Source organism: Oscillatoria salina IIICB1 (assembly GCF_020144665.1).
GTDB lineage: Bacteria > Cyanobacteriota > Cyanobacteriia > Cyanobacteriales > SIO1D9 > IIICB1.
This window is the reverse complement of the sequence record NZ_JAAHBQ010000013.1, coordinates 30,019-49,525: the sequence shown is the minus strand read 5'-3', so window position 1 is coordinate 49,525 and position 19,507 is coordinate 30,019. Positions and strand designations below refer to the sequence as shown.

Annotated in this window: 15 protein-coding genes; 6 read left to right on the top strand and 9 right to left on the bottom strand. The window is 40.5% G+C overall.

All coding sequences use genetic code 11. The features are described from left to right. Nucleotides 1-68 precede the first annotated feature (68 nt). The 3 genes from ctpB to G3T18_RS05080 all read right to left on the bottom strand — a co-directional run bounded on the left by ctpB (nt 69) and on the right by G3T18_RS05080 (nt 2,575). The gene (ctpB, locus tag G3T18_RS05090) at nt 69-1,307 is read right to left on the bottom strand and encodes a carboxyl-terminal processing protease CtpB (protein WP_224409453.1); all 1,239 of its coding nucleotides are present in this window, start codon (nt 1,305-1,307) and stop codon (nt 69-71) included. 317 nt (nt 1,308-1,624) lie between these two features. Further along, nucleotides 1,625-2,074, bottom strand: a complete 450-nt coding sequence (locus tag G3T18_RS05085; protein ID WP_224409452.1) for an NUDIX hydrolase — start codon at nt 2,072-2,074, stop codon at nt 1,625-1,627. Between the two features lie 48 nt (nt 2,075-2,122). Beyond that, nucleotides 2,123-2,575 (bottom strand): hypothetical protein, encoded by a 453-nt coding sequence (locus tag G3T18_RS05080; RefSeq protein ID WP_224409451.1) that lies wholly within the window; start codon nt 2,573-2,575, stop codon nt 2,123-2,125. 120 nt (nt 2,576-2,695) lie between these two features. Here G3T18_RS05080 and folD point away from each other — a divergent pair, with 120 nt between their 5' ends. From folD to G3T18_RS05065, 3 genes are all read left to right on the top strand, one after another. Further along, a complete protein-coding gene (gene folD / locus G3T18_RS05075; protein WP_224409450.1) occupies nt 2,696-3,568 on the top strand; it encodes a bifunctional methylenetetrahydrofolate dehydrogenase/methenyltetrahydrofolate cyclohydrolase FolD in 873 nt (290 codons plus the stop codon). 506 nt (nt 3,569-4,074) lie between these two features. Next, nucleotides 4,075-4,935, top strand: coding sequence for an SDR family oxidoreductase (locus G3T18_RS05070; protein WP_224409449.1), 861 nt, complete (start codon nt 4,075-4,077; stop codon nt 4,933-4,935). Nucleotides 4,936-5,214: 279 nt separating this feature from the next. Next, entirely contained in the window at nt 5,215-6,237 is a 1,023-nt protein-coding gene (locus G3T18_RS05065) for a hemerythrin domain-containing protein (RefSeq protein WP_224409448.1), read from the top strand. A 185-nt stretch (nt 6,238-6,422) separates the two neighbouring features. On the opposite strand, the gene G3T18_RS05060 is transcribed toward G3T18_RS05065, so the two are convergent. From G3T18_RS05060 to G3T18_RS05040, 5 genes are all read right to left on the bottom strand, one after another. Continuing rightward, nucleotides 6,423-6,998 carry a hypothetical protein gene (locus G3T18_RS05060; RefSeq protein ID WP_224409447.1) on the bottom strand — a complete coding sequence of 192 codons (576 nt, stop codon included), beginning with the start codon at nt 6,996-6,998 and terminating at the stop codon, nt 6,423-6,425. Nucleotides 6,999-7,366: 368 nt separating this feature from the next. Beyond that, nucleotides 7,367-7,693, bottom strand: a complete 327-nt coding sequence (locus tag G3T18_RS05055) for a cupin domain-containing protein (protein WP_224409446.1) — start codon at nt 7,691-7,693, stop codon at nt 7,367-7,369. Nucleotides 7,694-7,799: 106 nt separating this feature from the next. Continuing rightward, the gene (locus tag G3T18_RS05050; protein ID WP_224409445.1) at nt 7,800-9,605 is read right to left on the bottom strand and encodes a sensor histidine kinase; all 1,806 of its coding nucleotides are present in this window, start codon (nt 9,603-9,605) and stop codon (nt 7,800-7,802) included. A gap of 10 nt (nt 9,606-9,615) precedes the next feature. After that, nucleotides 9,616-10,515, bottom strand: a complete 900-nt coding sequence (phnD, locus tag G3T18_RS05045; protein WP_224409444.1) for a phosphate/phosphite/phosphonate ABC transporter substrate-binding protein — start codon at nt 10,513-10,515, stop codon at nt 9,616-9,618. 362 nt (nt 10,516-10,877) lie between these two features. Beyond that, nucleotides 10,878-11,069, bottom strand: a complete 192-nt coding sequence (locus G3T18_RS05040; protein WP_224409443.1) for a hypothetical protein — start codon at nt 11,067-11,069, stop codon at nt 10,878-10,880. Nucleotides 11,070-11,129: 60 nt separating this feature from the next. Between G3T18_RS05040 and G3T18_RS05035 the strand changes: the two genes are divergently transcribed. After that, complete coding sequence (locus tag G3T18_RS05035) at nt 11,130-13,583, top strand: WD40 repeat domain-containing protein (protein ID WP_224409442.1); 2,454 nt, start codon at nt 11,130-11,132, stop codon at nt 13,581-13,583. A gap of 45 nt (nt 13,584-13,628) precedes the next feature. Here the strand turns inward: G3T18_RS05035 and G3T18_RS05030 are convergent, their stop codons facing one another. Further along, complete coding sequence (locus G3T18_RS05030) at nt 13,629-15,548, bottom strand: ABC-F family ATP-binding cassette domain-containing protein (RefSeq protein WP_224409441.1); 1,920 nt, start codon at nt 15,546-15,548, stop codon at nt 13,629-13,631. 412 nt (nt 15,549-15,960) lie between these two features. Between G3T18_RS05030 and G3T18_RS05025 the strand changes: the two genes are divergently transcribed. Both G3T18_RS05025 and G3T18_RS05020 read left to right on the top strand, forming a co-directional pair. Continuing rightward, the gene (locus G3T18_RS05025) at nt 15,961-17,148 is read left to right on the top strand and encodes a hypothetical protein (protein ID WP_224409440.1); all 1,188 of its coding nucleotides are present in this window, start codon (nt 15,961-15,963) and stop codon (nt 17,146-17,148) included. Between the two features lie 34 nt (nt 17,149-17,182). Next, on the top strand, nt 17,183-19,429 hold the full coding sequence (locus G3T18_RS05020; RefSeq protein ID WP_224409439.1) for a heavy metal translocating P-type ATPase: 2,247 nt from the start codon (nt 17,183-17,185) through the stop codon (nt 19,427-19,429). Nucleotides 19,430-19,507: the final 78 nt, after the last annotated feature.

Sequence of the window (19,507 nt, the reverse complement as noted above, 5' to 3'; positions counted from 1 at the left end):
GGAAAAAAATGTAGAGACGTAGCACGCTACGTCTCTACAACCATATCCCATCAACCACCGATCTTTGACTATCTGCGACTCAAAACCGAAATCGCGCGTGCATATTGAGGATCGTGACCCGTACCAACTAAGGAAGGATCGCTGGTCAAACGCAATTGCTGTTCGGCGGTTAAACCAAGCTGAATGTCAGGTGTAATTCCTCGCTTGTTAATATCAGCACCACTGGGAAGATAATAACGGGAAATCGTCACCACCAAACCCGAACCATCAGAAAGCGTGTGAACAGACTGTACTGCTCCTTTACCATAAGTCCGATTACCGACGATCGTTGCTCGTCCGCTATCTTTCAAAGCCCCAGCGAGAATTTCACTTGCACTCGCAGAATATTCATCTACCAAGACGACCAAAGGCAAATTAGTCAAAGCGGTGCGATTAGCAGCAAACTGGCGATCGCCACCTTTACGGTCTACTGTACGCACAATTGTCCCAGTTTCCATCCACATCCGCGCAATATCGACGCTAGCAAACAACAAACCGCCTGGGTTTCCCCGTAAATCGAGAACAAAAGCCTCTACCTTGTCATTATTCAATTTCACGATCGCCCGTTCCATTTGTTCGGCAGCGTGAGAGGTAAATTCTTCTAACTTAATGTAGCCAACTCGCTTGTTTCCTTCCTCTTTAAGCGTGTAGCGCACTGCGGGTAATTCTATTTGGACGCGAGTTAAGATCACATCAAAAATTTTGCTGCCACCTCGCGCCATTTTCAAGCGTACCTCGGTTCCTGTTTCCCCGCGAATCAATTCCGATGCTTCTTCGACGGTCATTTTGGCAGTTACTTTGCCATCTATTTCCAGAATTTGGTCTCCAGGGCGAATATCTGCTTGAGTAGCCGGAGAATTTTCGATTGGCTCTACCACTGTTAATACTTTAGTTTTTTTGTCGATTTCCATGCGAATACCCACACCCGATAGTTCGCCGAAAGTCCGACTAGATAGAGCTTCAAACTGTGCGGGATCGAGAAAACGAGTATAGGGATCGCCGATTTCTCGTAAAGCTGCTCGAATTGCGTTGTATGCTTGCTCTTTACTGGGATAATTTTTGCTCAATAATTCTTGTCGTTTTGCCTGCCAGTCAACGGAATTAAAGCTGCGATCTACATATTCATTGTTAACAATTTGCCAAACTTCATCTACAACTGTTTTCGGGCTATCTTCTAAAGCCGCACTAGCAGAAGGACTCATTCCCGGAGCCAAAACCGAGACAGTTGAGAGAGCTGCGATCGCGCTTCCACAGAGTAAACGATCCATTGGGGAGATTTTTTTTGTAGACTTTTTCATATAGAAGGAGTGCTTAAGAGTTTACGCTAGCTACTTGAGGAGTTTGCAGTGAAAAAATATACAAGCTAGAGCTTTTACGCATTTTACAGTTAAAATAGCCTAGCTATTCAGGGTTAAAGAGCAACCTCAGTGCCACTTTCTTCATTGTCCTTATTTTTCTTTGAACTTCACGAACCATAGTTAAAAGATTTAACATTTACTTTAATTCCCAATTACCTAATTTCTTTTTTTGATTTATTGACTTATTTTTGCTTAATTGTCAAGAGAATTTAGCAAATTTTTGCTTTTCATGGAGAGAAAATTTTTGACGAGCCACTAGCGATAAAATCGAGCAAAATTTGCTGATGAGGATGTCCAAGGGGTCGTTCTTGCTCTGCTTTGTGTGAATAACAACTACCGCGTCTAATGTCCTCAGTTGTGACTAGAGCCATATCCCAGCCTTCTTGGAGAACGAGACGATCTAAGGGAACTGTCAGCCGAGCTTGGTAGACGTGACGAACTACCTCCTCATCGTTATAATAGCCAAATAATTCAGCTTTGGGTGGTGCATAGCCAATTTCTTCAAGCAACTCTCGACGTAAAGCTATTTCAGGAGTTTCTCCTAGTTCTAAATGACCGCCAAATAGTCCCCAATGTCCAGGATAGACAATACCAGAGATATTATCCCGTAACTGCATGAGAAATTGATTATCTTGGTAGAGGATCGCGATCGCTACAGTCACGACTTCAGGCTTCATTCTGACTTGGAGATTTATTGCTCGTTAAGCTAAATTTACCATAACTTTTTAAGGTTGAGATTCAAAACTTCTTTCTGGGAGAATCACCGCACCACTAGAGTTTGGTAACTGACTAGCTTGGCGTCCTAACTGTTGTTCTTGTTGAACATAAAGCTCTCCCAACTCTTGCTCGCCAATGGGAATGCTTTCATAAACGAGTTTACCTTGAATTAGGACTATATCTCCCCGATCGGGGATAGTTTCCTTGGTAACTACCCAAATAGTTCCAGTGGTATCCTGTAACAAATAAGCACCACTTTCTAAAAAAGGCGCTACACTAATTACTTGACCTTTAAGGTAGACTGTAGTGTCTTCGTAGTTGGTTGGTAAATCGAGTTCGCCAATTTGAGTAAGCGCAAGTCGTCGTTCCCCAGGGAAAGTGACACCAAAATTTTGGCTACAGCCAACTAAAAGAGCTAGCAATAGAGATAAGAAATAAAATTTGTTCAATTTCAGAGTCATGTCCCTTCTCACGATCTAGAGTAGCTAATAACAGGTTGGCGAGATCCTTTCAGCTATAATCCTAGCTGACTGACAATTTTCTTTAACTCAATTTCATCTACTAAACGTGACACAGTAATAATGACAAAGCTTTTAGACGGTAAAGCACTAGCTGAAAAAATTCAAACTCAACTTGGCGAACAAATACAAGTCTTACAAGAAAAAATTGGAAGACCGCCCGGATTGGCTGTATTAATGGTGGGAGATAATCCAGCTTCGGCTGCTTACGTCCGTAATAAAGAACGTGCTTGTGCGAAAGTAGGTATTGCTTCGTTTGGTAAACATTTTCCCGCAGATACTTCCTTTGTCGAACTGGAGGAGGCGATCGCGCAACTCAATCAAGACCCGCAAGTTGATGGTATTTTAGTACAGTTACCCTTACCCGCAAATTTAGATGCGGTTGCGCTTTTAAATCAAATTGACCCCGATAAAGACGCTGATGGACTGCATCCAGTGAATTTAGGGCGACTGATACGCAGCGAACCAGGTTTACGCAGTTGCACCCCTGCTGGCGTAATGCGCTTGTTAGCAGAAGCAGAAATCGAACTAGCAGGAAAACAAGCTGTTGTCGTCGGGCGGAGTATCTTAGTAGGCAAACCCCTGGCATTAATGCTCTTAGAAGCAAACGCAACTGTAACTGTTGCTCATTCCCGTACTACCGACCTACCTAGTTTAACTCGGAATGCCGATATTTTAGTTGCCGCAGTGGGGCGATCGCATTTCCTTACGGCTGAGATGGTTAAACCAGGGGCGGTAGTTATCGACGTAGGAATCAATCGCGTGGTTGCCGATACCGGAAAATCTCGCCTCGTGGGAGATGTAGATTTTGATTCGGTAGCAGAAGTTGCTGAATATCTTACCCCCGTTCCCGGCGGTGTTGGACCCATGACAGTAGCGATGCTGTTACAAAATACAGTTAATAGTTACAAAAAAGCGAACTCAATCGTGAGTTAGTGATTGGGGGACCTTGGATTGGTAACTGATAACTGTTCACTGTTAACTGGTAACTGCAAAACCTTTCTCCATCTGGAGGTTGAAAGAATTTTCGACCCCAAGAGCGATCGAAGCACTTAGCGATCGCTGCTAAGATATAAATGTAAATTGAAAAAGTTATTAACTGCACTGGATAAGGGTTTTGCTGTTGTGACTTATTGCTAAATCTCGAAGGAGAGCGAATTGGCAGAGATTTGGACAGTGCAGAAGCATCAAAGTAAGTAAAGTACGTTGTGGAGTTTTTATCGCTTCCTCCACTTAATTACTGTCAAGGAGAGGCGCAATCCTCTACCAGAACAGCCCGAGACAGTAAACGTCCTTATCTTCGATGCTTTCTAAATGCAATTTGAGCGGTATTTAACTTTTATTAATAGATAGTGGCGATCTAGTCGCGATCGCCTCTCTTGATAGCGAGGATTAAATCCCTTGCTACTCAATCGTGAAATCGATCCGGAGAAAATTAATTTATGACTATTACCCCCAATAAAATTCCACCTCAAGCACAAGAAAGAAAACCTGGTTTAGAAACGGAAATGACTCCCAAACCAGAATACGATCGCGATAGTTATCAAGGTAGCGGTAAATTACGCGGTAAAGTAGCTTTAATTACTGGTGGAGATAGTGGAATCGGTCGTTCTGTAGCAGTTTTGTATGCTAAAGAAGAAGCTGATGTTGCGATTGTTTACCTCGACGAACATGAAGACGCAAAAGAAACCAAGCGACTAGTAGAAAAACAAGGTCGCAAGTGTTTATTAATTGCTGGAGATATTAGCAACGACCAGTTTTGTCAAGAAGCAGTTCAAACAACTGTAAGCGAATTAGGTCGCTTGGATATTCTGGTTAATAATGCTGCCGAACAATATCTAGAAGGAACAATCGAAAATATTGATGCTGCTCGCTTAGAAAGCATTTTTAGCACTAATATTTTCTCAATGTTTTACCTGACTAAAGCAGCTATTCAACACATGAAAAAAGGTAGTTCAATCATTAATACTACCTCAATTAATGCCTACAAAGGAAATGCTCCCTTGTTGAGTTATTCGACAACTAAAGGTGCAATTCTTGCCTTTACCCGCTCAATTTCTCAATCTTTATTAGAAAAAGGTATTCGCGTCAATGCAGTTGCTCCCGGTCCAATTTGGACGCCATTTATTCCTAGCACTTTTCCACCTGACGCTGTATCTGACTTTGGGAAGCAAGTTCCGATGAAGCGTCCCGGACAACCTGTAGAAGTAGCAACCTGCTATGTCTTTTTAGCTTCAGATGATTCTTCTTACTTTGCCGGTCAAGTATTGCATCCCAATGGCGGTGTAGTCGTGGGTGCTTAAACCAAGAAAAAAACAACTCTACCAGTTGCGTTTGCATCGCGAAAAATTGCGTTATTACGAATAGTTAACTTATTCGATTTGTTAGGAACATAGTTGTCACTGTGTTCCTCTTTCTCAATCTTACTTTTAGCAGATGAAAATTAGTTAAAAACTTATCAACTGTTCGCCAGGGAAAATACTTATCTCAAAAGGTTAAAAATGTTACTCTTTCACAAGGATGATGAAATAAAAGTTGAAGAATGCAAAATTAATAGATGTGAGATAGGAGAACACTAACTTATGGTATCTACACTAGAAAAAACCAAACGCTCCGCGATCGCCGAAAAATTGGCAGATATGCGAGCAATTCAAAACTTACTGATTGCCAATGAGGAACAATTCCTGAATCAGTGCGACGATCGAGAAATTAGCGATCGCCTTCAAGATATGCTTGAAGATGACCGGAAAAATCTCGAAATCATCGAAACTGTAATTACACAATTTGGCGTTCAGTCTAAACCCAAAGACAAAGTTCAAAAACTGATTCAACAAACCGAGTCGATGATGAAAGGTTCTGAACTAAATATGTACGAAAAAATAGTTCAGCACGAGCTACTCAAGCACGGACAAGTAATTTCCGGACTGGTAGTACACAAAGCCGCTCAAGTCAGCGAACCTGATGTCATGCAAGCGCTTTCACCTCTAAACACAATTAACTTTGATAACCGCGCTCATCAAGAGCAACTAAAAGGTATCCTCGAAATTCTCGGTACTCGCGAACTCACAGGTAAAGAACCAGAACAAGGTATCTGGGGACGAGTACAAGATAGTATTGCTGCGGCTACGGGTGCGTTGGGCAGCGCATTTACCCGCACCGCAGACGAGTTGGATGTGCTTCAAATCATCCGTACCGATCATACCAAAGCCAAGACCCTAATTGGGGAAATTCGCGGTCAACAAGACCCAGATAAGCTCAAAGAGTTATTCTCTCAACTATACGCCGATCTCTCGGTTCACGCTGAAGCAGAAGAAGAGGTTGTCTATCCAAAAGCTCGTGACATCTACGGCGAAACTCAGCAATTGTATGACGAACAAGCTGAACTGAAAAAGTTACTAGAAAAAGGTAAGTCAATGAACCCGACTTCACCAGAATTTAAGCCTCTAATTATGAAAATTAAGCAAGAGGTAGACCAACACACTAGCGAAGAAGAAACAGGTTTATTCTTCAGAATGCGTCAGCACATGAGTTCTGACGAACTGAAGCAACTTGGACGTGAGTTCAAGGAAAGCAAGAAACAGTTAGAAACGAAAATGTCTAGCTAGTTTTGCCTCTAGAAAACCCTTATTCTAGAGATTCTGTCTAAGAAGGTAGAGACGTTATCTACAACGTCTCTACCTTCTGTATAACTTTAATTAAGAGGCTCTTGTTCACCTTCAACCTGAAAAGCGCTGCAAACTTTAAAAAACTAAGGTTTTGCCTAGTTTCTCATCTTTTTTTGCTTACCTGTTTACCATTTACATTGAGGTTCATGGTTATTTACAGTATTATTACCGGACATTGCATTAGTACTAAGAGTCTCAAATACCTGCAACTTTTCATTTGCTGTTCCATTCCATCGTTGTTCTAAGTTATTGTAAGCAGGGTTTGGATAGTAATATTGACGACAGTTAAAAGCCGGTGTATCAAATTTTTCACCTGGATCGTTAGTTCGTTGTGATGGTCCGACCACAAGATTTCCTTGCATCCAAGCAAATAATTCAGAAACAGTTTCTTTTGCAGGCGATTCGCCGTTAAAGTATCCTTGTACCAGTTCACTTACATTTTGATATTCGCCGAGATTTGCCTGGTTTATACTATTAAATTTATTGAGAAAATCAGTTAGCTTTTGTGCTGTATTGTATTCATTTACACCGAAAGTTGTTAACTGCTGCCAGGGGATCGTGTGATGTCTTGTTTGTCCTGTTTGCAGTGAATAAGGATACGTAGAATTCCAAGGGTAACTAGGTCGAGCAGCCAACGCAGTTCCTGATAATTGAGACAGAGTAATTAGGATTGCCACGGTTAAAATGAGTAGTTTTTTCATTGATATATCCTCAAAATTTCAAGGTTACGTGATGCGCAACTTTGCACAAAATAATCAAGGGGTTTGAGTCTTTCGCTAAAAATATGCTTCTCAAAACTCGGTAAATCTCCTGACTTGGAAAAAGTTGCATATAGCGTTTTCAACCTGTAGCTTAACACAGTCTATGTTTCCTCAACACATCCAATTCCGCCACAGTTAGCTCTGCCTTACTCCTAAGATGGGCAAACAAATTAACCACTTCCCAAGGCGTCCGGCAAACCCCCCAACACCCTCTCCAACTCAGGCTACTATTCTTAGCCAAGTTTTACTTAAAAAACCTACTCGATTTTCTTCACTCATTTTTACTAATTTTATCTGAATATCTCAGCTTATTTTAATTGAAAATTGCCGTGAATTGCCAACCAAATGCAAGGTGGTTTTGAGCTAGTATAATCTACGCGATGCTTTTCATGCGCGGGAAGAAAAACGTAATCTCCTGCTTGAAGAATAAGAGAGGAACCATCAGCATAGGAAAGCTTAGCTTCACCTTGTAAAAGCACTACCCATTCATCTTTTTCCTGATTGTACCATTCTCCTTCTGGGGTAACTTGTCCGGTAGAAACAATGCGTTCAATTAATATATTTTCGCTAGCTAACAAAGGTTCAAATATTTCTGATTCGACTAGTTGATTTGGTAAAGAGAAAATATTAGCCATGATTGCCAAAATATTTAGTTTATTTGCTAATTTTAGCGCTTATTTAAGACGAGCGATAACTAATTTTTCAAGATTATTTTGCCAAGATTGATAACTGATAACTAATTTATCTTTTTTTAGGTATTTTAACTACAAACTCGGCACCTCTACCAGGAGTAGAAAAGCAGTATAAGTCTCCGCCATGTTGCTCAACCACAATTTGATAACTAATCGACAAACCTAAGCCAGTTCCCTTACCTACAGGTTTAGTTGTAAAAAAAGGGTCAAACAAACGCTTTTGGATTGCCGGTTCTATTCCCGGTCCATTATCAATAATGTGAATTTCTATTTGTTCGTCAATTGTCTCAGTACGAATCAAAATTTTTGGACGAGCAGTTGTTTGATTTTTAAAGTAGGTTTCCAGCGCGTCTATCGAATTATTAAGAATATTCATGAAAACTTGATTTAACTGACTCGGATAGCAATCTATTGGCGAAATATTGCCATAATCTTTAATAATTTCAATAGCGGGTTGATTCGGTTTAGATTTGAGGCGATTTTGCAAAATCATCAAAGTGCTATCAATTCCCTCATGAATATTTGCTGTTTTTAATTCTGCTTCATCAAGTCGCGAAAAATTGCGTAGAGAACGGACAATTTCCCGAATTCTTTCTGCACCCAAACGGATTGATTTTAAAATTTTGGGTAAATCTTCAATTGTAAACTCTAAGTCAATTTCTTCTATTTCTTTTTGGATTGCTGGGAGAGGTTCTGGATAATGTTTTTGATAAAGTTGAATAAGTTTTAGTAAGTCTTGACTATAATCATCTATATAATCTATATTACCGTAAATAAAATTAACTGGATTATTGATTTCATGAGCTACACCTGCTACCATTTGTCCCAAACTCGACATTTTTTCGCTATGTAGTAATTGTGCTTGAGTTTGTTTAAGCTTTTTAAGTATTTGGCAAAGTTCTTGGGTTCTTTCTTCAACTCTTTGTTCTAAAGTATCGCGAGCAATTTCTAACTCTTGAGTGTACTCTTGTACTTGTTCAACTAATTGGTTCAAAGAAACTGCTAGAGAACCAACTTCATCATAGTAATTTATAGGAACTCGGAGGTCAAAGTTAGACTCTTTAGTGATTGTATTTGCTACTTGAGTAACTTGTTCTAAAGGTCGCGCGATCGCGCTACTGATAAAAAACGCTGATACTGCCACCATTCCCAGTGAAATTAGCATACTCACGACCACAATATCGCGCCGCAGTGCTTCTGCTTTTTTGAAGTCTTCTGTAGCTTGGAACTGTTGTTTTTCGGCTGTGATAATAACCCGCTCTAATTTTTCTGCTAAACGTTCAAATTCAATGCCAATTTCTACAGCATCTTTCTCTCTCATTTCATTAAATATCTGTTGTTCGGCTAAAATAATTTCTTCTTGGTTTAATCGATATGGTTCGATTTTTTCCCAAAGAGATTTAATTAATTTCTGGTACGATTCTGTAGTAGTTTTGTAGCTAGAGGATAAATCTTCTAGAGCGGAAACATTAACTGCTAAATGATTAGGATATTCGCCAGCAAAACCATCTATTTCTACTGTTAATTGTTCGACTTTTCTGAGATCGCTAATGAATTTGTTAGCTTCATACTCAAACCAAATTGAATTTCCTAGGACAGAAATTAACCTTTGGGGATGCGTTCTCACTTCTAATACTGATTTTTCCAGATCGTTAAGCAAATGTTCCTGTCGATCGGCAACAGTTAAATGCTCAAAAGCTTGTTGTTGATAAGCATCGCCAATTACTAATCCAACGAGAGTTCCAGTAGTTGCCATGCCAATTGTCACAGCAAAACTATAACCAATTTTTTGAGCTATCTTTAAATGAGAAATACACTTTTTTATCTCTTTTAAAGAAAATTTAGCTAGTTCCATGTTTTTCAGGTTATTGGCTCCTCCCTTGAAGAAAATTTCCTTCTCCAATAGCTTCGTAGGCTTCGCGAATCAGATCATAGTCTGAGTCTTTTGCTGAAATTAATGTGGCTTGAGCATATTTGCCCTTATCTACTTTAGCTAGGGTTGGTAGCAAAGTTTCTTTGTTAGCAAGAAGATTTTCTCTCATCGCTTCGATAAATTGAGAGTTTAAATGGCTACTAGCTACTAAAACATCGTTAGGAAGCGGTTGACTCTTGACAAGTACGGGCAATTCTTGTTCGGAAAGATTTTCCTTGTCCAGAAAATCTGTATAATCAGTGAACCATCCACCCCAAGCATCGACTTCATCTTTTGTTAATGCAGATAAACCTTCGTCACCTAAAAGTTTAGTTTCAAAATCTGATTTAGGATCTAATCCACCTTTGGCTAAAATATTGTTTGGTCCCAGATAACCGCTAGTAGAACCAATGGCACTCATGGCTATGGTTTTGCCTTTTAATTCTGCTAATGATTGAATCCCGCTATCTGCTGAAACAGCAATAACTGAGTAGTAGTTTGGACGAGTAATGCTAATAACTGGAATGGCGTTAGTTCGACTGCGAATAATTACATATTCTGAGGGTCCAGTTAGTACGAGTTCGACTTGATTTTCTTGTAAAGCGATGGCTGCGCCTGTATAAGTTTCCACAGGGAAAAAGACAATTTCTTTATTTAATATTTCTGCTATTTTTTGGCGAAATTCTTCGTACTCTTGGGTTAAGAGTTCTAAACCTTTCACATCTGTGACGGCAAATCTTAGTGTGGTAGGCTCAGAAACTACTGAGTTGTCAGTTTGGTTATTAGTAGTGTTTGCACCACTGCATCCAGCGATCGCTAGCAAAGAATACCAAATAAATTTACGTCTTTTCATGGCTCAATATGATGATGATTAGGTAGAGTCGCAGATACACCCGAAAGTAGATTTTACTTCTTTAACTTCTACTTCGGGTTATCCAAGGCAGCAAGTTAGCAAATCATCTTTTTTCTAGCTATAATTTGTTTTCCTAGCCATTATAACTCAAGAAAAATTCAACTAGGTTAAGTAAAAATGACAAGCAGTTTAAAGCCGAGTAGATCGGTTTGCTGAAATTTAAGGAGATTTACTTATTGACAAAGAATAACTTTCATGTATAAACTCAAGTCAAGAATTAATTTAACCTTTTAATAATCCAAATTTTACTAAATTAAAAACTTACTTAAGTTGGTTGTTTAAGCTTTGGTTAAAAAGCGGAATTAGAAAGTAAAATATATACTCGGATCGGGGGTAGCGATCGCTATAGCAGCGAACAGTAAACAGCGATTAAAGCCTATGGTAGCAAAGTTTTCGTCAAGAGCTAACTCGTTCTCTGCGAGAAGATCGTTTGGTGGGTGCTGGTTGAGTTTAGCTTTGTTGGAAAAAGCGCGATCGTTCCCAGATACTTGCACTAAAGAGCAACTGTTCGCTATTAAAATACCGAGAATCAATTAGTAAAAAAAAATAACTTTATGACACCTTGGTTACAATTACTTTTAGAAGCTATTCTTCCTATTGTCAAATCGATTGCTTATGCCAAAATTAGCGATTTGTCAACTGAAATTTTTCAGGAAAAGCAACACCAAGCTTTATCTTTACTGAAAAGTGTAGCAAGTGAAACACAGATTGACTTGAATACGCAGAATCTTAAAGAAAAAATTGTTAAATCGCCGGAAATTTCGGGAAAAGAAATTGAAGAATTACTGCAAATTTTTGCTTGGTTAATCGAAAAAACCGGATTAAATTTTCCAAGTAAAACATTCCTCCAAGAAAAAGCCCTACAGCAGCAATTAGTTGTTGAAAATCGCGAGACACTTTTACAGTTTGCCAGCTATCAACGAGAAACAACACTTAAGTTACCAGAAATTAAGAAAATTATCGAAAATTGGTCGTTACGTTTATTACCTTCCCAACTCCTAGAATCTCACTTAAATCGAAATTCAATCCCACTCTTGATTTTCGTGGCACCGCCGCCAATTAAAGACGATTCCCACTCAGAAATTTGCGAACTTGAATCCCAAATTAACGAAGGTTTGCGAAAGTTTTTAACTACTAATTATCCCTTAAAAAGTCAAGTTAGACCTACAGAATTTTTAGGCGGTGCTTTAGACGCAAATCTCTTTCGTGGCGAAGCAAGTATTAAAGCTTTATCGGGAATTCTCAAATCCGAACCTACTTTAATTCTTGATTCAGAAATTAGTGGGGATTATTTGTACTTTCGCTTAGCTTATTGGGGTTTAGCACAAGAAAGTTATACTTATCAAACTCTTTTGCAAATTCCCTATCGAGAATTACTGAATACTTCCGCCAAAAACCGGGCAAGAAAATGGCAAGAAACTCAAACCAAACTGCTAGAATTAGGAAAAACTATAGCCGAGATTAAGCGTTTGGGAGGAGAAAATTACGACAATTTAACAGTTTTAGCAGAAGAAGAAGAGTTACAGCAGGCGGGAATCGATCCTAGAGACTTAAATTTGTCTTACCAAATTAATAGCCAAGACTGGGAATATTTAAATCGAGTTTTAATTGCTTGTCATTGTTTAGTAGCGGGTTGGATGGCAGATATTTATCATCTCATGAAAAATGAGATTTCGCCCCAACTACCACAATTACTTCCTGATTTAATTAAAGATATTCCTGACGAAAAGTTAATTGACGATCTCGCCGCAGCGACAGTTTCAATTTATCAAAATGTGTTTGAGATGCTAGCAATTTCTCAATTTTCCTTGCTGCCGGAACTAACTATAAACTTGGCTTATAGTTTAAGTTATTTACCCAATCAAATTTGGGCAAATCAACAATTAGATATGTCTTTAGCTAGTTGGTTGCATTTGCATCAACTTCCGGTAGTAAGTGAACGAGTACAAAATCTGCAAAATATGAGTTCAGATTTAACAGGAAGCGATGAAGAATATTGTCAAACTTTACAAAAATGTTTGCTAATTTTGGGAGATAATCTCGCTGTTACTGAAGTAGAAAAACTCCTGAAAATTATTGCTTCCCAGACTAAACCACCCCAACAAATTCAATTTTATTTTACACAAATAATTGCCGATAACTCAGCAGCAGTTACTTCCCTAGCTATTAGCCCAAACCAACAAACTTTAACTTTAGTTGGTGGTAGCGACGACTGTACAATTAAGCTTTGGGATTTAGAAAAGAATTTCAACCCAACTCCCAGGAAAATTTTAAACGGACATTCGGGAAAAGTTTTAGCGATCGCGCTAGATCGAGATGGACAAATTCTCGCTAGTAGTGATAAATCTCAGGATCGAAGTTACATTAAAATTTGGCATTTTCCCACGGGAAAACTCTGTCGTACTTTATTCGGACATAAAAAAGATATTCATTCTCTAGCCCTTAGTCCCAACGGACAAACTTTGGTTAGTGGCAGTCATAAAATTAAACTTTGGGACTTAAAATCAGGCGAACCTTTATGCACTTTATTTGGACATAAAGAATGGGTTTATGCGCTCACTTTTAGCCCTGACGGAGAAACTATTATTAGTGGTAGTGAAGACAAAACAGTGAAAATTTGGCATCCAACTACAGAAGAATTACTTAGCGTTTTCCAGGGACATCAAGCTAGTGTTACCAGTGTTACGATTAGTCTTGACGGAAGTAAAATAGCTAGTGCTAGTAAAGATTGTACGCTTAAAGTTTGGGATGTAGAAACAGAAAAATTGCTTTATTCTCGCGAGCATTCTGGTGCAGTTTATGCTGTTAAAATTAGTCCTGACGGTCAATATATTTTTAGCGCTAGCGAAGACAAAACTATCAAAATTTGGCATTTAGAAACAGGCGAATTGGTACAAACTTTAGCTGATTTTAGCGCAGCAGTTCGCGCGCTCGCACTTAGTCCGGATGGACAAACTCTTGCTAGTCGCAGTCAAGATAATCTAATTAAGATTTGGCGCTGTTTTTAAGATGTGATGTAGAGATGTTGTCTGCAACGTCTCTACAAGTTTGTGTTAACTAACTCTTTCCGCTAATTCTAACCAACGTTCGGTAGCGGTATCTATTTCCTGACACAATTTTGCTAAACGTTCGGTTAATTCTTGCATTTCGGTAAAGTCATTGGGAGGATGATTATAAAGAAGTTTTTCTAGTTCTTCTTTTTCGGCTTCCATTTCGGGAATTGTGTTTTCTAGTTGTTCGTATTCGGATTTTTCTTTGTAAGAAAGTTTGCGAGGTTTCTCGGATTTTGGCTTTTGAGTTTGGGCTTTTTTCGGCGAAGCTTGGGAAGTATTTTTAGGTTGATTTTCTTGAGTTTCTTTGGCTTCTTCTGCTTGCTTGTAGTCTAAATATACCGAGTAATTTCCGGGATATTGACGCAAGTTACCACCCGACTCAAAGGCGAAAATTGCATCTACGGTGCGATCGAGAAAATAGCGATCGTGGGAAACAACAATTACACAACCATTAAAGTCTTCTAAATACTCTTCTAAAACAGCTAAAGTTTGTACGTCTAAATCGTTGGTTGGTTCGTCAAAAATTAAGACATTGGGCGCACTCATTAATACTCGCAACAAAAATAAACGCCGTTTTTCTCCGCCAGAAAGTTTATTAATTGGTGCGTATTGTTGATTGGGTGGAAACAAAAATCTTTCCAACATTTGCGAGGCGGTAATTACGCTTCCGTCAGCAGTTTTCACCAGTTCGGCGACACTTTTGAGATATTCAATAACTCGTTGATTTTCATGTCCGGCTAAATCATCGGAATGCTGGTCAAAATAGCCAATATGAATTGTCGAACCGATTTCAACTTTGCCGGAATCTGGTTCTATTCGTCCGCTAATAATATCCATTAAAGTTGATTTTCCCGCACCATTACTGCCAATAATACCGATGCGATCTTCAGGATTTAAATTGTAGGTAAAGTTGTTAATTAAAGTACGCCCGTCATAAGATTTAGAAATATTTTCTAATTCAATAACTTTCTTACCAATGCGACGAGTTGCGGTGGAAATATCGACTTTACCTTGGGCTTGTTTAAACTCTTGTGTCTGCATATCGCGAATGCGATCGATTCGGGCTTTTTGCTTGGTACTACGTGCTTTGGGTCCGCGTTTCAGCCATTCAAGTTCGCGTCGCAAAACTCCTCGATGTTTGCGCTGACTGCTAGCTGCTGATTCTTCGGCTTCTGCTTTTTTTTCTAAGTAGTAAGCGTAGTTGCCAGCATAGGTGTAAAGATCGCCGCGATCGATTTCAATAATGCGATTGGTGACTCGATCTAAAAAGTAGCGATCGTGGGTAATTAATAATAATGCACCTCGATAACGACTTAAATAACTTTGTAACCATTCTACCGAAAGTGCGTCGAGGTGGTTTGTCGGTTCATCCATTAATAATACATCTGGTTCTGACAATAGTGCGGCAGCGATCGCTATCCGCTTGCGATAACCACCGGAAAGGTTGCCTATTTTAACCTCGAAATCCTCAATTCCTAACTTGGTGAGAATGATTTTCGCGTTGGTTTCTAATTCCCAGGCACTAGCAGCTTCAATTTTTGCTGATATACTTGACAAACGCGCCAGTAGTTGCTCTGTACGCTCGGGATTGCGGGCTAGTTGAGCGGAAATTTCTTCGTATTCGCGCACTAATGCCATTTGTTCGCCACTATCAGCAAAAACTTGCTCTAAAACGGTGCGATTTTCGTCTAATTCTGGCTGTTGTGGTAAATAGACGATTTTTGTTCCGGAATTTACCCAAATTTCGCCGCTATCAATTGGTTCTAATCCGGCGATCGCTTTCAATAATGTGGATTTTCCAGAGCCGTTTGTGCCAATTAAGCCTACTTTATCACCTTCTTCCAGGCTAAAACTAGCATCTCGCAAAATTTCTTTGATGCCAAAATCTTTTTTTACCGATCGCAGCGTGAAAATTGTCATGGGTTACAGTTTATCCTACCAAACCTAGTTTAGCGTTGCTTTCCCCGTTTGGGATTTGTTATTGGTTTCAGTGGTGTTTAATTTTCCAGTGGGCTAATGCTTTTTTGATGAGAAAAAGCTTGTTTGAATATAACCTAAATTTTTGCTGAAAATACTCAGTTAAAATGTCAACTAAATTGTGCGCTAATCTACAGGTGGTTGTCACCAGGTAGTTTTTTTCATTCGGTGTATTTTGATACCAATTAGCGATCGCTGATGTTGTTTACTGGTTTCAAGAGATATTCGCATAGCTTTTCGATTTACATTTTTTCATACAAAAAACCTTGCAAAAAACTTAAGAAAGTCGTATAGTAATAAACTGTACTCTAAATATTCTTAACCTGTTCTTAACCGGAGCTTAAGTGTATTATCAATGACCAAAGTCAGGGTACCCCGCGATCGCTGCGGGTTTGAGGTAGTATCTGCTGTTGGTGGTCGTATGCGACTTCGGGCTACAGATAAAAACGCTCAAGGAAAACTTGAAGTAGTAGCGCAGAAGTTACGACAAAAGAATGGTGTGCGTGAAATTCGTCCCAACCAGCAAACAGGTAGTTTGGTTGTGAAGTTTGAGCCAAATATTATTAAGCAAACGCAAATTTTAGCAGTGCTTGGTGAGAGTGGAATAGGGGAAATAAAAGCACTGTCTGAAGCAGAAAAAAGAGCAACCAGACAAGCCAATGCTGTAGCTGAAGCTGCAACTCGACTTCAGTCGTTTGTACCTTCAATCGGCGGAATATTGCTGACGCGATCGCTGGGGTTTTACGGTTGGACTGCTTTACCCGTATATCTAATTAGTACGAGTTTAATTCGCGAAGTTTGGGAGCAATTAGATCTAGGAATACCAGGAATTGCGAGAGAAAAAAAATCTTCTCCTGATGAAGAATTAACCACCGAAAATGTGGAAAAACAAGCAGCAGTTTATCGCATTCTGCACGCAGTTCCCGGACGCATTCGCGTACTAATTCCCGAAGTTGCTAAAAATGCCGACTATGCGAAAAGACTGGAAAGATTAGCGGTAGCCGATAACAGAATTATCAATATTCGGATTAGTAGCGATACTGCATCGGTAATCGTTGATTATTCAGCAAATCGGGTAGACCAAGACGAAATGGAATCCTATCTAGCTAGTTTGATTCAAGCAGCTAGCGAGCTAGGAATGGAACAATTTCGCCCCGACAAAAATGGGAAAACGAACGGTAAACTAACGGATAGCCAAGAGTTAGTAGCTGTGGGATCTACCAAGAAGCTGAATCAAGAAAAAAATGCTCCAGTTGCCGAAGAACAATTACCGCCCAAGGTAGATTTACCAGCAACTGAATTAGCAGAAAACCAAGAATTAGAATTGCCGCGATCGCCAAAACTAGAAACAACGAAGGAAACAGAAGCAAAAGCAATTCAACAACCAAATAATCAAGCAGAAGTAGTTGCAGAAACAGAAGCACAAACCAGCCAGCAACCAAAAACTGAAAAAGCTAGTTGTTGGTCGCGCTTTCGTAACGCAATGCTAGCGGCAATGTTGAACTTAATGGCAAACCTGCCCGTACAGAAAGCCGAAGCCTAACCAACAAATTGTTAATCAAAACAAGGGGGGTGAAATGGTACAACTGGTAGAACACCCGCAAACCCTCACTCTCGTAAAGGGAGAAAAGAATGGGTCAAAAGCACCAGTTGCTCGCAAAAACAATCAAGCAGCAAACGGTTCAGAAATTACTTATACAATTGTCCATGAAGTTTTAGGACGAATACGCTGTCGGATAGAAAGAATTTTCAGCGATCGCCAATACGTTCAACGACTCCAAGGATTAATCGGATCGGACAAAAACTTTAGCAAAGTAAGATTTAACTATCCGGCTCGCTGCGTCATCGTTTATTATCCCGACGATGCCCAGCCGAGTAAAGTTCGCAGCCGTTTAATCGATTTAATTCAACTCGCTGGTATCGATAATATACCACTTCGAGTAACAGTCAAGTCAAGGGAACAATCGGATCGGAAAATCTGTGGTTTAGCACTGCAACTGCCCGTTTTAGCTACAACACTATCATTGCTAAGCGGTCCCTTTGGGCTAGGAATACCCCAAATAATTATCCGAGGAACGATCGCGATCGCCGCTTTACCAGTGGTAGGACGCGCCCTCGAAGGTATTTTCCGCGAACGGCGTTTAAACGTCGATTTTCTCGACCTCAGCGCCCTAACAATTACCACAATTCAAGGGCATTTAATCACCTCTTCGAGTATGCTGGCACTAATCCAACTCGGAGAATCAATTCGCGACTTAACTGCTCGTTCTTCAGAAAATCAAACCCAAGATTTGTTGAGTTCTCTGGCTCAATTTGTTTGGGTAGAACGCAACGGCGGCAAAGAAGAAATTCCCTTAGAAGAAGTACAGCCCGGAGATATAGTTATCGTCTATCCAGGGGAACAAATACCCATTGACGGTACGATCCTGCGCGGTACAGCCTTAATCGACGAGCAAAAACTCACAGGCGAATCAATGCCAGTAGTGCGAAACCAAGGTCAAGCAGTTTATGCGACAACCTTAGTCAGAGAAGGACAAATTTACGTCCTCACCGAACGCACCGGAGCAGAAACTCGCGCGGGACGGACAGTGCAGTTAATTCAAGACGCACCCGTCCACGATACCCGCATTGAAAATTATGCCGCCAAGATTGCCGATCGCGCAGTCTTGCCCACGCTGTTGTTAGGAAGCATCGTTTTTGCTGCCACAGGTAGCCCAGCGAGAGCAGCTTCAGTGTTAACCTTAGACTTTGCCACTGGCATTCGCGTCTCCGTACCAACAACAGTATTAGCAGCATTGACTTACGCCGCCCGACACGGAATTTTGATTCGTAGCGGACGAGCATTGGAAAAATTGGCGGAAATCGAGACAATTGTTTTCGATAAAACCGGAACTTTAACCCTCGGACGAGTTTCCGTCGTCGAAATTAAAACAACCAGCGATCGCAGCGCCCGAGAAGTGTTGCAAATCGCTGCGGCTGCGGAACAAAGAATTACTCACCCAGTGGCAGAAGCGATCGCTCGCCAAGCCCAAACAGAAGAACTGGAAATCTTGCCTCGCGGCGAATGGCACTATCACGTCGGTTTAGGTATCGAAGCAGAAATCAACGGCGAAATCGTGCTTGTGGGTAGCCAACGCTTCCTGATTCAAGAAGGAGTAAGTTTAGAAGAGCTAGGCGATCGCTATCCTGATTTTGACAGCAAATCAGTTTCCGCGATTTACGTCGCCAGCGATGGCAAACTCCAAGGCGTAATTCAGTACGACGATCCCCTGCGTCCCGAAAGTCTCGAGATTGTGAACGCCTTGCGGACAGAAATTGGCGCAGAAATCCAGATGTTAACCGGAGACTGCGCCTCCAGAGCAGCCGCGATCGCCAAAAAACTCGAAATTAAGCCGAGTAATACTCATGCTGAAGCTTTCCCCGAACAAAAAGCGGAAATCGTCCAAAAGTTGCATGAAGAAGGCAAAACAGTCGCTTTTGTCGGCGACGGATTGAACGATTCGGCAGCCCTAGCTTACGCAGACGCATCTATCTCATTTCGAGATGGTTCCGACGTCGCTCGCGAAACCGCCGATGTTGTCTTGATGAATAACGACTTGCACGGCTTAGTCGAAGCGATCGCGATCGCCCGTAGCGCCAAGCAAATCATTCATCAAAATACCAGCATTGTCGCTGTTCCCAACTTAGTCGGCTTTATCTTAGCCTCGACTGTCGGACTCAACCCAATGGCTGCAACCGCCATCAACAACGGTTCTAGCGTTGTTGCCGGACTCAACGGACTGCGACCAGTTTTGCAACCTCGCAAGGTTCAAGCAGAAGTTTAGGCGATTGGGGACTGTTCGCTGGTAACTGTTAACTGATAACTGAACCCAATCCCTACTTAAGATTTGGTTAAATTGTAG

Excerpts from the sequence above, each read along its gene's own strand:
- G3T18_RS05080 (WP_224409451.1), bottom strand. The coding sequence starts at position 2,575 with ATGACTCTGAAATTGAACAAATTTTATTTCTTATCTCTATTGCTAGCT.
- G3T18_RS05030 (WP_224409441.1), bottom strand. The coding sequence starts at position 15,548 with ATGACAATTTTCACGCTGCGATCGGTAAAAAAAGATTTTGGCATCAAA.
- G3T18_RS05020 (WP_224409439.1), top strand. The coding sequence starts at position 17,183 with ATGGTACAACTGGTAGAACACCCGCAAACCCTCACTCTCGTAAAGGGA.
- G3T18_RS05085 (WP_224409452.1), bottom strand. The coding sequence starts at position 2,074 with ATGAAGCCTGAAGTCGTGACTGTAGCGATCGCGATCCTCTACCAAGAT.
- folD (WP_224409450.1), top strand. The coding sequence starts at position 2,696 with ATGACAAAGCTTTTAGACGGTAAAGCACTAGCTGAAAAAATTCAAACT.
- G3T18_RS05065 (WP_224409448.1), top strand. The coding sequence starts at position 5,215 with ATGGTATCTACACTAGAAAAAACCAAACGCTCCGCGATCGCCGAAAAA.
- G3T18_RS05025 (WP_224409440.1), top strand. The coding sequence starts at position 15,961 with ATGACCAAAGTCAGGGTACCCCGCGATCGCTGCGGGTTTGAGGTAGTA.
- G3T18_RS05070 (WP_224409449.1), top strand. The coding sequence starts at position 4,075 with ATGACTATTACCCCCAATAAAATTCCACCTCAAGCACAAGAAAGAAAA.
- ctpB (WP_224409453.1), bottom strand. The coding sequence starts at position 1,307 with ATGGATCGTTTACTCTGTGGAAGCGCGATCGCAGCTCTCTCAACTGTC.
- G3T18_RS05060 (WP_224409447.1), bottom strand. The coding sequence starts at position 6,998 with ATGAAAAAACTACTCATTTTAACCGTGGCAATCCTAATTACTCTGTCT.
- G3T18_RS05050 (WP_224409445.1), bottom strand. The coding sequence starts at position 9,605 with ATGGAACTAGCTAAATTTTCTTTAAAAGAGATAAAAAAGTGTATTTCT.
- phnD (WP_224409444.1), bottom strand. The coding sequence starts at position 10,515 with ATGAAAAGACGTAAATTTATTTGGTATTCTTTGCTAGCGATCGCTGGA.
- G3T18_RS05055 (WP_224409446.1), bottom strand. The coding sequence starts at position 7,693 with ATGGCTAATATTTTCTCTTTACCAAATCAACTAGTCGAATCAGAAATA.
- G3T18_RS05035 (WP_224409442.1), top strand. The coding sequence starts at position 11,130 with ATGACACCTTGGTTACAATTACTTTTAGAAGCTATTCTTCCTATTGTC.